Origin of the sequence: Porticoccus litoralis (assembly GCF_030676955.1) — a bacterium.
GTDB lineage: Bacteria > Pseudomonadota > Gammaproteobacteria > Pseudomonadales > Porticoccaceae > Porticoccus > Porticoccus litoralis.
In genome coordinates, this window is record NZ_JAUUUU010000001.1 from 307758 (window position 1) to 320500 (window position 12743).

The following is a 12743-nucleotide window of genomic DNA, read 5'->3' on the forward strand; positions in this document are numbered from 1 at the left end:
CCGTTGTTATACTTTTTTCGGATACCACCAAATTAACCGAGGTGACATAGTGTGTCTCTGCAACCTTGGTCTAACCCGACCCGAAACCCAGGCCAAATGCCTATTGGAAAACGTACTTACCGGTGAATTGCACCCGCTTCAGATCACCATCATCACCATTTTCCAGTTCACGTTCGGCATTCAGGTATTCCAGGCCGAATGAGAGGTTGGTGGTGGGTGAGTAAAACAGGTTAACCAGGTAGTTGCTGACTTCCTCGTTGTTGGTATCTGCCACTGAGCTGGGGTTGTCTGCCCGTGTCATGGCATAGGAAATGGTACTGCGCAGTTTTGGTGTCCACAGGTGGCGATAGGCAACAAACCCACCGGTGACATCGATCAGGTCCAGGTCACCATCAGACTCGATGGCTGCATCGCGGAATGCCTGCAACGCGGTGTAACGACCCAGGTGACCCTGGTTAAATTGCATTTTCAGGTCATCGCCGTTAGCAAAGGCATATTTACCGGAGAGGCTGACGCCATAACCCCATTTGTCTTCGTCCTGTGTACCCGTGTCATAGGTGATCTGACGGGCCAGACCGGCGATGTTATAGCTGAACTTACCCCAGTTACCATCGTAGCGAGCCACGAAATCCGGGACATTGTTGTCATCGTAATTGTTACTTGAAAAACCGGCGCCGCCATCAATGGTGCCTGTAGATGGGTTTTCCAGTGCCAGGTGAACTGTGCCGCCATTGGACAACTTGTGACTCCACCGAGCCTGGGTTTGACGGTTAAAGATCACGCCTGAGGTGGGCCCAATAAATTCTGCCGTTTCTGGCAGAACCATGGTGCTCATAAAGGTACTCCAGGACTGACCCAGCAGTAGTGATGAGCTGTCGTTATAGTCCCACTTCAGGTAGGCATGACGAATACGTGAATGGTCGGAGTTGGAAATCCGCTCATCGCCATCAAAGGTCAACAGGTCCATCTCGAAGTGGGTATTGATGTTACCCATGCTGGTGGGCGTCGCAGTTTTAAACCAGAAGCGTGAGGTTTTGGCATGCCCATCAAAACGGCGTGAACCGCTCTTGCCGGCAACCGGAATGGTACTGGGTACCAGAATGTCATCGCCAATAGCAGAGCTTGCGCGTTCACCATCGGAATAACTGCTGCTGATGGCATCGACTTTAACAAAGCCACCATAAGTCAATTTCATGCCGGAAACGGGGCTATCAACTTTTTTGCTGACTGTCGTTTCAATGGCTTTTTGTTTTTCCCCCTGCTGGGTCACCAGTTGCTGTAATTTCGCAAGCTGTGCTTCCAGCATCTCGATTTTCGCAGACAGGTCCTCGTTGCTCGCTGCTGCCAATGACTGTCCGGAGAATGTCATGGCAGGCAACATAACGGCTGTTGCGAGCGCCAGTTTTGTCTTGGTAAACATAAGTCCTCTCCCAATAGATTTATCAAGCAGTGACAGAGTTACTGCAACGCGTCTCTATGGGTATGCGACCAAGGTCGATTTCTGTGAAAAATTACGACTAATGTCTAACAACATTGGCGGCTTGAGAGGCAGAAAATGGCAAAAATTAAAAAGACCGGGAGGGTTGTCAGCGCCGACAGCGGGGTCTAACATCGAAAAGAACTGGCACGCTGAAAATAATTACATGTCAAAATATATCGTTGCCGACGACCATCCGCTGTTTCGCAATGCCATATCAGGGGTACTACATTGCCTGGATGCTGATGTGGAGGTTGTCGAGGCTCAGGATATGGCCAGCTTGCAAACCAAGCTTTGCGATCACCCCGATGCCGACCTGGTGTTACTGGACCTTCACATGCCCGGCGCCCACGGCTTCAGCGCCCTCGCCTACCTGAAAGGGCAAGCTCCACAGATTCCCGTTCTGGTGGTTTCCGCCAATGAACGCACCGATATCATGCAGAGAGCGGTGGAATTCGGGTCGAAGGGTTTTCTGCCAAAGTCTTCCGGTATTGATGTTATCCAGACTGCGATCCAGGCCGCATTGAATGGGGGAACCTGGCTACCGGCCCATGCAGGAATTAGCGCACCGGCGGGCGATGATGAACAAAAACTTATGGAAGGGATTGCCTCCCTTACCCCCCAGCAATACCTGGTGCTGACAATGCTGGCAGAAGGACTGCTGAATAAACAGATTGCCTATGAACTAGATGTCACCGAAGCGACCATCAAAGCGCATATGACAGCAATTTTCAGAAAGTTGAATGTACGTTCCCGAACCCAGGCGGTACTCGCTATCAGCAAACTGAACCTGGAATCACCCGACCAAAGCACCTGACGACTTCTCTCAGGTGAAAATCAATCCCTGAAATTTTCGTACTGAAAGGGTTGGCCAAGCTCCGCCCCTTTAACCAGCGCTATCGCCTGCTGAAGATCATCACGCTTTTTGCCACTGACTCGAATTTTGTCGCCCTGTATGGATGCCTGCACTTTCATCTTCGAATCTTTCAGTAACTTGATAATCTTTTTCGCCATGGGCTGGTCGATACCCTGTTTGAACCGCACCTTTAGGGAGAAGGTTTTGCCAATGTGCAGGGCCTCTTCGTCTACATCCACCACGTAGGGGTCCACGTTGCGTTTCACCAGGTTTTTGCTGAACATATCCATCAGTTGCTGGCATTGAAAGTCAGACTCTGCCGCGAGGGTAACGATTTCGTCTTTGAGCTCGACACTTGCCGCAACGCCACGAAAATCAAACCGCGTTGTCAGTTCACGCTGGGTGTTTTCGGTAGCATTGCGGATCTCCACCATATCTACTTCTGAAACGATATCGAACGTCGGCATTTTTCAGGCACCTTATGGGTAAAAATTTAAAGGCGTTAGTCTAGCCGTCCAGAACCTTCTGGAAAAGCACCACACATGGCATCCAAAAAATGGTTTGTTGCCTCTCGGTAACAGGCGATATTTAACCGGCTATGCGCCAGGAAAATGCGAACTCTAAAGACAGTGGCTTTAGCCCGTTTTAGTGGGCCGGACCAATTCGGTGATGTGCTTGGCGAGTTTCTCGGGGGAAACCGGCTTGGACATGTAGTGCAGCTCGGCCTGTTCGACCTGCTGGCGAACCTCATCGGAGTTATCTGCACTGATGATTATACAGGGGCGATGACGCCAGGTTTGTGGCATTTCGCGCACCAGCTCAATACCCGTAAGGTGTTCCTCCAAGTGAAAGTCCACCAGCATAATATCCGGTGGATAGCTGCTCACCAGCGCCTGCAAGTCTTTTGGTCCTTTTGCCAGCATCACCTGGCAACCCCATTGGCTAAGCAGGCTTTTCATTCCTTCAAGAATTTCCTCTTCGTTATCGATACAGAGAACCCGAAGCCCTCTTAATTCCGGTCTCACTTTGGGTGTTGACGACGGTGTTTCAGGAACCAACACCGGGTTCCCGAGGGGAACCAGAATGCTGAATACTGAACCTTCACCGGGTTCTGACTTGACTCCAATTTCATGGTGCATCAGATCCGCCATGCCCTTGGCAATGGTCAGCCCGAGCCCCAGTCCTTTATCAGTGCTGGTGGCGCCTGGACTGAGCCGTTCAAACTCCATAAAAATTCTGTCCATGGCATGGGGCGCAATACCCGGCCCGGTATCCCACACTTCAATGCGCAACCCGTTGTTGATACGGCGACAACCCAGCAACAGACGACCTCGTTTGGTGTAGTGAATGGCATTACTGAGGAAGTTCTGCAAAATACGACGCAATAGATGTGGGTCGCTGGCCACTACCTTACGGCTGGGCACAAAACGTAATTCAATTCCCTTCTCCAACGCCAGGGCACCAAACTCAGCAGCCAATTCTTCCAGCATGGAGTGAAGACAGAAACTTTTGATATCCGGTTGCATTTTGCCACCTTCGAGGCCGGAGATTTCCCTGAGGGCGGAGATCAGATTTTCAGACGTTTCAAGGGATTTCTGCACATGACCAATATGATGGGCCAGCGATGCCTGGTCAGTGCCGGCAATTTGATGCTGAATGGAAGTCAGAAACAGTTTGGCGGCGCTGATCGGTTGCAACAGGTCATGACTTGCCGCCTGCATGAAACGGCTTTTACTGGCATGCAGTTCACGCAGTTCTTCCTCGGCGCGGGCACGTAAACGGATTTCTTCCCCCATTTTAAAATTAAGATTGGAAAGATCTGCCGTGCGCTGGGCAACACGATCTTCCAGTGTGGCTTTCGCCTCTTCCAACGCCTTAACCACGGTTTTGTATTCACTAATATCTGTGAAGCTGGCAACAAAACCGCCATTGGGCATGGGATTTCCCACAACCTGAATGGTGGTGCCATTGGGCAATGTGCGCTCAAATCGGTGGGAACCCCCATTGCGCAGCAATTCCAGTCGGCGCTCTACTTGGCTCTCGGGGTTATCGGAATCCCGGTATAGCCCCTTTTTGGCATTGTATTCGTACACCGATTTGATTGGGCATCCCACATAGAGTAGCCGAGCCGGATAATCAAACATCTGCTCATAGCGGCGATTCCAGGCGACGATTCTGAGATCGGCATCGACCACGCAAATACCCTGGGAAATCGTTTCAACCGTGGTTTGCAGCAGGTCACGATTGAACTGGAGTTGCTCTGATGTTCCGCCAACAATAGCGGCCAAGTCACTGAACTGTAGAGGCTCGGTCCTCTGTAAAAGCGTGATCGCGCTTTGTGCCGACGCCGACCCCACGATTGCCGCCAGGTAACGCTCTACCCGGCGTACGACAAAGACGGGTGCCCGGTCATTGTCAAGTAGTCTCTGCTGATAACGTTCCTCACAACCACGCCACAGTTCTGCCTGCTGTTTGCGGTTAAGGAATGATTCCATCAATTGCCGCAACTGCACTACCCGTATGGAAGACAGTTCGTAATCGTCTTCGCCATAGAGGGTTGGACCTGGCGCATCCACAAATTCGGCAGCCTGGAAACAGTCCCGTTCATCCTGTCTGACCAGTAACGAAACAACGATGTAGATCAGCAGGTTACTCAGCAGACTCCAGATAACCCCATGGCTGAGCGGGTCAAGAAAATCCATTCCGAAAAGTGCCTGGGGGCGCAGCCATTGGAGCTGCCAGGGCCCCTGAACAAGAATCACATCGTCGGTGGGCAATAGCGTGGGCAGCAACAGACAATACCACCAGAAAAGAAATCCCACGGCCAGCCCGGCATAAACGCCTTTGGCATGACCGCGTCGCCAATAGGCTCCGCCGAGGAGCGCAGGAGCTAGTTGGGCAAAACAGGCAAAAGACACCAGACCAATGGATGCCAACGCCTCTTCCTCCCTCATCATCCGATACATGACCCAGGAGGCCATCAGTATGGCAAGAATGCATACCCGCCGAATCCAGCGAAGGTGCTGGCCCATGAAGTAGGCCGTCTGCCGAAACTGATCCTTCCGCCAACGTAACAGCAACGGCAAGATGATTTCGTTCGACACCATAATGGAAAGTGTCACAGAGGCCACAATCACCATGCCCGTCGCCGCAGAGAAACCACCAGCAAAGGCAAGAATGGCCAGCAATTCAGAACCACTGCTAATCGGTAGACTCAAAACATAGGTGTCTGGCGCCACCTCACTACCAGAGAACAGATGGGTGCCCACCACAGAGATCGGCAGCACCACCGCCATAATCACCAGTAAATAAAGAGGGAAAAACCAGTGGGCTACCTGAAGATCGCGCTCACTCTGATACTCCACCACCGTGACATGAAACTGTCTGGGCAGGCAGATGATCGCCAACATCGACAACAGGACCATGGTGATAAATGGCGGGTTAACGGGGTTTGATAACCATGAGTCCATGAGCACATCATCGGAAAGCAATGGCCCGAGTTCCACGGTACTCGCCATAACGAGCGCCAGGATAGCCAGCGCCACCATGGCCACCACTTTAATCACCGACTCTACAGCCAGTGCCGCCATCATGCCCCGATTCCGTTCGCGCCCCTCAATGTGCCGGGTACCGAAAACCATTGCGAACAGTGCCAGCATCAGAGCGGTTACCAATACGCTGTCAGGCAGGTATGCGGAACTTGTCTCCGTCGGTCCAGACAGGGTATCCCAAGCCAGTGAAATCGCCTTCAGTTGCAGCGAGATATAGGGCATGGAGCCGACCACGGCCACCACGGTGACCAGCGCAGCCAACAACTGACGTTTGCCATAACGGGAACCAATAAAGTCGGCGATGGAGGTGGTTTTCTGCCGGTTACCGATATTGACGAGTTTACGGAGAATCGGCCCACCGAATACAAACACCAGCATGGGGCCCAGATAGATGGGAATATAGGCCCAAGCATATTGGGGGGCCACACCTACGGCCCCGAAAAATGTCCAGGAAGAACAGTAGACGGCCAGAGTCAGGCTATAAATATAGGGGCGTAAACGGTTGTGCCAGTCAGGTTGACGCTCTGCCCATAGGGCGACAAGCACGAGAAGAAACACGCAACTCAAGGCAATCAGCAACAGCAAGGGTTGAGAAATCATGGCTTCTCGGAAACCTTTTATGGCAACGCATAACCTGTCATGGCTGAAGAGTCGATGATTTTCGTGAAGGTTGCAAGTGATGTGCTACTTAAGTTGTTGTACCTAGGTCGTATTGCGCTCACGGTGCCCATGGCAAACAATTCAGCAAAATAATTTAAGGTTGGGGGAAGGATCTCAATATGTCTGTAGTTAATGCCTATCAGAAACAATATCAACAGTTTTTGGAAAACCCTGAACAATTCTGGCAAGAACAGGCTAATCGTATTGCCTGGTATAAAAAGCCGACCAACATTCTCAGCGTGGATGAGAACGAATACTTTCGCTGGTATACCGACGGGGAGCTGAACACCAGTTATCTGTGTCTCGACTATCACGTGGAACAGGGTCGAGGTGAACAGGCCGCGCTGATCTACGATTCCCCGGTTACCGACACCAAAGCCACCTACACCTACCGTGAATTGCGTGATCAAGTAGCGCTGTTTGCCGGTGGACTGAAAAGCCTGGGTGTGGAAAAAGGTGATCGCGTAGTGATTTATATGCCAATGGTGCCCGAAGCGGCCATCGCCATGCTGGCCTGTGCCAGACTGGGCGCAATACACTCCGTGGTATTTGGCGGCTTTGCTCCCGACGAGCTGGCTGTGCGTATTGATGACGCTCACCCGAAAGTCATCGTGACAGCGTCATGTGGCATCGAAATCAACCGTGTCATCGATTACAAGCCCATGGTTGATGAGGCCTTCAAGATTGCCGAGCACAAACCCCGTCATGTGGTCTTACTCCAGCGTCCACAGTCACAGGCAGACATGCAACCCGGACGGGACGTCGACTGGCAGGATCTGGTCTCAGGCGCTACACCCGCGGAACCGGTTCCTGTCAAAGGTACTGATCCGCTGTATATCCTCTACACTTCCGGGACAACCGGTAAACCCAAAGGAGTGGTGCGGGACAACGGTGGGCATGCAGTCGCGATGTGCTACAGCATGGATGTTGTCTATAACGTCGAACCCGGTGATGTTTACTGGGCCGCGTCTGATGTGGGCTGGGTGGTAGGCCATTCCTACATTGTCTACGCTCCCCTCCTGACTGGCTGCACCACGATTCTGTATGAAGGCAAACCGGTCAGGACCCCTGACTCCGGTGCTTTCTGGCGGGTCTGTGCTGAACACGGCGTAAAGACCATGTTTACGGCACCCACTGCATTTCGTGCAGTTCGAAAGGAAGATCCTGAAGCTGAAAACCTGAAGCAATACGATCTGTCGAAACTGGAGCGTATTTACCTGGCTGGGGAACGACTGGACCCCCCCACTTACGAGTGGCTGAAAGAAAAAACCAAGCTGCCCGTGATTGACCACTGGTGGCAGACAGAAACTGCCTGGGCCATAGCCGGAAACCCTATAGGTCTTGAACCCATGCCCACCAAGCCTGGTTCAGCCACGGTGCCAATGCCTGGCTACCAGGTACAGATTCTCAACGAAGCCGGTGAACCGGTGAGTGGCGGTGAAAAAGGTAATATCGCCATTAAGCTGCCCCTGCCTCCGGGCACGCTGGCCACTATCTGGGGCAATCACCCACGATTTGAAGCAGGCTATCTAAACACCTATCCAGGCTATTACCTGACCGGTGACGAGGGTTACCTTGACGAAGAAAATTATCTCTTTGTCATGGGTCGCTGTGACGATGTCATTAACGTCGCTGGCCACCGCCTGTCCACCGGTCAAATGGAAGAAATTGTCGGATCTCACCCGGCGGTCGCTGAATGTGCCGTGATCGGTATTAGCGATAGCCTTAAAGGACAACTGCCCCTGGGCTTGGTGGTTCTCAAGGATGGCGCATCCCTTCGCAAGGACGATCTCGCCGCGGAGCTGAAACAAATGGTGCGTGCGAAAATTGGGGCCGTGGGTTGCTACGATCAGTCATTGATTGTGCAAAGACTTCCCAAGACCCGCTCTGGAAAAATTCTGCGTCGCACCATGCGCCAGATTGCCGATGGCGAGTCCTACAACGTGCCCTCGACCATCGATGATCCCGCAATACTGGATGAAATTTCTCAGGCGATGAAAACCGCGGGAAGACCTTCTGCCTAAACAACCTCTTTACGCTTTCTCCATTCCAGCAATCCTTCCCGGTGGCCACAACCACCGGTTTTTTTTGCCTGCGGATTGGGCCTCGAAACTTCAGGCCGCCTGGACGGGAATGGTATTGTCAGAACGCTCTACGGTATTGTCGGCATTCAGATAAACTAGGCGGGGTTTGTACTTAGCCAGCTCTTCCTCGGAATATTGGGCATAGGTAGCGATGATCACCCGGTCACCCACCTGGCATTTGCGTGCGGCTGCACCGTTCATGGAAATAATGCCTGAGCCAGGCTCGCCGCGAATAATATAAGTAGTAAAACGCTCACCATTATTGACGTTGTAGATGTCAATCTGCTCAAACTCCCGCAGACCTGCCAATTCCAGTAAGTTGGCATCAATGGCACAGGACCCGTCATACCAAAGTTCGGCATGGGTAACGCTGGCCATATGCAATTTGCCTTTCAGCATGGTGCTCAACATGATGGTATTCCTCTACGTTAGGGAAATATTGTCAATCAGTCGTGCATGGGAGGTGTACATTGCCCCCAGCACCGTAATCTGTTGGTCATCTTCCGCGGCAAGTTCCAGTGTTTTGCTGTTACACACTGTCACGTAGTCCACTTTGAAACCCGCCTGTTCAATCTGGCTTTTCGCCTCCGCCTCCAGTGCCGGAAAATCCCTGTTGCCTGCCTCTATCTGGGTAACAACCCAACTCAGGCTGCGGTTGAGTTGGTTGCAGCGGGGACGCTCTTCTGCCGTCAGGTAACCGTTGCGGGAACTCATGGCCAGTCCATCCGCCTCACGATGAATGGGAGCCGCGGTAATTTCGACCGGCATACAGAGGTCTTCAACCATGCGACGTATTACCGCCAGCTGCTGAAAGTCCTTGATACCGAAAACCGCTTCGTCCGGCTGCACGATATTGAAGAGCTTGGTGACCACAGTGGTGACCCCCTCGAAATGGCCGGGACGACTGGCGCCGCACAACACATCGGTCATCGTGGGGCAAATAACCCGGGTCTGGGTATCCAGGCCATTGGGGTACATCTCGTTATCATCCGGGTGAAAAAGGAAGTCACAGCCTACGGCACGTAACCTGGCGCAATCATCTTCAAAGGTTCGCGGATACTTGTCCCAGTCTTCGTTGAGACCGAATTGCAGGCCATTGACAAAAATTGAACAGACCACAATATCATTGGTCTGCTGCGCCCGCTTCACCAGTTCAATATGGGCATCGTGCAGGTTCCCCATGGTGGGAACAAAGCCGATGCGCTTACCCTGACGGCGTAACTGCAACAATGATTGACGGAGGCCTTGTATGGAATGAAATATTTGCATGGGGTTTCCGAACAGATAAGACGAGGATTACTCGGCGAAATAATCCCGGGCGAGATTTTCAAACCGTGTGTATTTGCCCAGGAAGGCCAATTTGCAGGTGCCGATCGGGCCATTACGCTGCTTGCCGATAATCACTTCTGCCACACCCTTGTCGGGGCTGTCCTCGTTGTACACCTCATCCCTGTAGATGAAGACAATGACGTCCGCATCCTGCTCAATAGCACCGGACTCCCTCAGGTCAGAATTGATCGGGCGTTTGTTGGGGCGATGTTCCAGATTACGACTCAACTGAGACAACGCAATTAAAGGGCAACTAAACTCCCGGGCAATGGTCTTCAACTCACGGGAGATCTGAGAAATTTCGTTGGTGCGATTATCCGTCGGCACACTACCGCTCATCAGCTGCAGGTAGTCCACCACGATCAGACCGGGATCACCCTGCTCACGGGCAATCTGGCGTATCCGATTGCGCAACTCCATGGGGGTAATGCCGGGGGTATCATCAATATACAGGGGGCGATCTTTCAGTCTCGATGCCGCACTGGACAGTCTGGGCCAGTCATCTTCAGACAGGTTGCCCGAGCGCATTTTGGTCTGATCAATTTTGCCCAGAGAGGACATCATCCGCATGATCAATTGGCTGGCGGGCATCTCCAGACTGAACACCAGTACCGGCTTATCCTGGTTCAATACAGCATGCTCAGCCATGTTCATGGCAAACGAGGTTTTCCCCATGGATGGACGACCGGCAACAATCACCAGATCCGCAGGCTGCCAACCGGACGTTCTCTCATCCAGGTCATCAAACCCTGTACTGATCCCAGTGATGTCTTCATCGTTATTAAATAATTGATCAATGCGTTCAACTGCCTGCTTGAGCAGGTCATTGACCGATAGGAAACCGCCCTGCTTGGGGCGATTCTGGATAATATCAGAGAGCTTGCGTTCCGCTTCGGCCAGCAATTTGCTGCTGTCCCACCCCAGGGGGTTGTAGCCTTTTTTGACGATATCACTAGCGGCAGAAATCAGCTGGCGGATGATTGAGCGTTCCAGCACGATCTGTGCGTAGGCGCTGATGTTGGCCGAGCTGGGTGTATTGTTGGCGAGCTCAGCCAGGTATACCGAACCACCTACATGGTCCAGTTGACTGTTGTTTTCAAGGGATTCAGAAAGCGTGATCAGATCCAGCGGCTTCTGCTCAGCAGAAAGCTGCCGCATGGTTTCAAAAATCAGCTGGTGATCGCTGGCAAAAAAATCTTTTTCGGAAATGACCGAGGCGACAGTATCAAAGGCACCATTACTCAGCATCAGGCCGCCGAGCACAGCCTGCTCCGCCTCTATGGAGTGAGGGAGCTGCTGCTCTGTGGTTCCCCTTTCATCAACCATCTACTGTCTCTCGCCAATGCAAAAACGGCACTGCGCTGATTACAGTGCAGTGCCGTATTGTTACCGATACTGAAACGGCAGGGAACTGCCGAATTACTCAGCGACGATAGTCAGCTTGATAGGCTGGGTCACTTCGGCGTGCAACTGGATGTCGATTTCGAATTCACCCGTTTCACGCAGTGCACCTTCAGGCAACTTCACTTCGCTCTTGGTCACTTCAACACCAGCCGCAGTAATGGCATCGGCAATATCGCGTGTGCCGATGGAGCCAAACAGCTTGCCTTCATCACCGGCATTGCTGGCAATGACAATGGCATCCAGCGCTGCCAGTTGCTGGCCACGTGCTTCAGCAGAGCTGCGTTGCTCGGCGGCAGCGGCTTCAAGCTCTGCACGACGGGCTTCAAATTCAGCCAGGTTCTCAGCTGTGGCGAACACCGCTTTACCCTGTGGAATCAGGAAATTGCGTCCATAGCCAGCCTTCACATTGACTTTGTCACCGATTGTGCCGAGCTTGCCGACTTTCTCCAGAAGAATAACTTCCATCTCGGATATCCTCTCTTTAATAACCTGTTATCACCGGGGTGGCAGAGCTACTTGGCCCGCGCTGCCAACCTGGCGCGTATATTCAAGACACTGTCGAGAAATCCCAAACCGACCAGTATCAAACTCAAGGGACCTATCATTAACAAGCCCACGTAAAAAATTGCCAACCAATGTGCACCTATCTGGTAGAAAGCCACCGTATGATGCACGAGTGCGATGCCGCTGAGCAGCAACGGCAAACCCAATAGGCCTGCCCAACTGGCGTATTCCTCCGGCGACAGGTAACAAACTGCCACCCCGGCCAGTAGTGCTATGCCCACATTGCGGTTGAAACGCAATGCGTGGAACTCTTCCCGAAAACCACCGGGATTATAGAGTTGTGCCTGCCACCAGCGACCCAGAATCAGACTGATCACGGTAGTTAGTGCAACCACATAGCCAATCACACCCAACAGGAATGTCCGGCCCGGCATGAATGCCGCTTCCGAATCTCCTGCCTGTTTTTGCAACTGGCTGAACATGTTTGCCACAGCCACTTCCAGGTTCGCTACCGAACTATCAAACAACAGATTCAGTAACAAAACCGACAGCGCACTGAGCGCCATCATCACCGTCAAGGTACTCGTCCACGACACGGTGAGACGGAGTACTTCTGATGACGTCACAACGACCAGCAGCCCTGCCATGGTCGCCAGCGTAATCATCGGGTTGATAGCGCTGCCGTAAAAGGCCATCAGTAGGGGCAACAAACCCCACAACATTACTAACAGGCCTTCTTTTACGCCCCGGCTCAAGGTCACCAAAGAGACCGTTGCCGGACTGAGCATCGGCACCAGACTGCCTACCAGGGCAACCAGTGCCGCCTGCAGGCGCCCGCGCATGATAAATTCAGCCAAGGCGCGCATAGGTTGGTTTTA

At 52.5% G+C, this 12743-nt stretch carries 10 protein-coding genes; 2 read left to right on the plus strand and 8 right to left on the minus strand.

The annotated features are described in order from the left end of the window. Positions 1-100: 100 nt before the first annotated feature. On the minus strand, positions 101-1420 hold the full coding sequence (locus Q8A57_RS01565) for a DcaP family trimeric outer membrane transporter (protein WP_305169166.1): 1320 nt from the start codon (positions 1418-1420) through the stop codon (positions 101-103). A 223-nt stretch (positions 1421-1643) separates the two neighbouring features. Here Q8A57_RS01565 and Q8A57_RS01570 point away from each other — a divergent pair, with 223 nt between their 5' ends. Beyond that, the gene (locus tag Q8A57_RS01570) at positions 1644-2294 is read left to right on the plus strand and encodes a response regulator (protein ID WP_305169167.1); all 651 of its coding nucleotides are present in this window, start codon (positions 1644-1646) and stop codon (positions 2292-2294) included. Between the two features lie 20 nt (positions 2295-2314). On the opposite strand, the gene Q8A57_RS01575 is transcribed toward Q8A57_RS01570, so the two are convergent. Beyond that, complete coding sequence (locus tag Q8A57_RS01575; RefSeq protein ID WP_305169168.1) at positions 2315-2800, minus strand: YajQ family cyclic di-GMP-binding protein; 486 nt, start codon at positions 2798-2800, stop codon at positions 2315-2317. A 168-nt stretch (positions 2801-2968) separates the two neighbouring features. Beyond that, on the minus strand, positions 2969-6484 hold the full coding sequence (locus Q8A57_RS01580; RefSeq protein WP_305169169.1) for a hybrid sensor histidine kinase/response regulator: 3516 nt from the start codon (positions 6482-6484) through the stop codon (positions 2969-2971). 179 nt (positions 6485-6663) lie between these two features. Here Q8A57_RS01580 and Q8A57_RS01585 point away from each other — a divergent pair, with 179 nt between their 5' ends. Continuing rightward, positions 6664-8568 (plus strand): propionyl-CoA synthetase, encoded by a 1905-nt coding sequence (locus Q8A57_RS01585; RefSeq protein WP_305169170.1) that lies wholly within the window; start codon positions 6664-6666, stop codon positions 8566-8568. 90 nt (positions 8569-8658) lie between these two features. On the opposite strand, the gene panD is transcribed toward Q8A57_RS01585, so the two are convergent. From panD to Q8A57_RS01610, 5 genes are all read right to left on the minus strand, one after another. Beyond that, positions 8659-9039 (minus strand): aspartate 1-decarboxylase, encoded by a 381-nt coding sequence (gene panD, locus Q8A57_RS01590; protein WP_305169171.1) that lies wholly within the window; start codon positions 9037-9039, stop codon positions 8659-8661. Positions 9040-9051: 12 nt separating this feature from the next. Further along, positions 9052-9897, minus strand: a complete 846-nt coding sequence (gene panC, locus Q8A57_RS01595) for a pantoate--beta-alanine ligase (protein WP_305169172.1) — start codon at positions 9895-9897, stop codon at positions 9052-9054. Positions 9898-9924: 27 nt separating this feature from the next. Beyond that, on the minus strand, positions 9925-11283 hold the full coding sequence (gene dnaB, locus Q8A57_RS01600; protein ID WP_305169173.1) for a replicative DNA helicase: 1359 nt from the start codon (positions 11281-11283) through the stop codon (positions 9925-9927). 93 nt (positions 11284-11376) lie between these two features. Further along, positions 11377-11826, minus strand: coding sequence for a 50S ribosomal protein L9 (rplI, locus tag Q8A57_RS01605; RefSeq protein ID WP_305169174.1), 450 nt, complete (start codon positions 11824-11826; stop codon positions 11377-11379). 47 nt (positions 11827-11873) lie between these two features. Continuing rightward, positions 11874-12731 (minus strand): hypothetical protein, encoded by an 858-nt coding sequence (locus tag Q8A57_RS01610; protein ID WP_305169175.1) that lies wholly within the window; start codon positions 12729-12731, stop codon positions 11874-11876. Positions 12732-12743: the final 12 nt, after the last annotated feature.

What these genes read in the sequence shown, in the direction of transcription:
- Q8A57_RS01565 (WP_305169166.1), bottom strand. Translation starts at nt 1,420, where the DNA reads ATGTTTACCAAGACAAAACTGGCGCTCGCAACAGCCGTTATGTTGCCT.
- Q8A57_RS01570 (WP_305169167.1), top strand. Translation starts at nt 1,644, where the DNA reads ATGTCAAAATATATCGTTGCCGACGACCATCCGCTGTTTCGCAATGCC.
- Q8A57_RS01575 (WP_305169168.1), bottom strand. Translation starts at nt 2,800, where the DNA reads ATGCCGACGTTCGATATCGTTTCAGAAGTAGATATGGTGGAGATCCGC.
- Q8A57_RS01580 (WP_305169169.1), bottom strand. Translation starts at nt 6,484, where the DNA reads ATGATTTCTCAACCCTTGCTGTTGCTGATTGCCTTGAGTTGCGTGTTT.
- Q8A57_RS01585 (WP_305169170.1), top strand. Translation starts at nt 6,664, where the DNA reads ATGTCTGTAGTTAATGCCTATCAGAAACAATATCAACAGTTTTTGGAA.
- panD (WP_305169171.1), bottom strand. Translation starts at nt 9,039, where the DNA reads ATGTTGAGCACCATGCTGAAAGGCAAATTGCATATGGCCAGCGTTACC.
- panC (WP_305169172.1), bottom strand. Translation starts at nt 9,897, where the DNA reads ATGCAAATATTTCATTCCATACAAGGCCTCCGTCAATCATTGTTGCAG.
- dnaB (WP_305169173.1), bottom strand. Translation starts at nt 11,283, where the DNA reads ATGGTTGATGAAAGGGGAACCACAGAGCAGCAGCTCCCTCACTCCATA.
- rplI (WP_305169174.1), bottom strand. Translation starts at nt 11,826, where the DNA reads ATGGAAGTTATTCTTCTGGAGAAAGTCGGCAAGCTCGGCACAATCGGT.
- Q8A57_RS01610 (WP_305169175.1), bottom strand. Translation starts at nt 12,731, where the DNA reads ATGCGCGCCTTGGCTGAATTTATCATGCGCGGGCGCCTGCAGGCGGCA.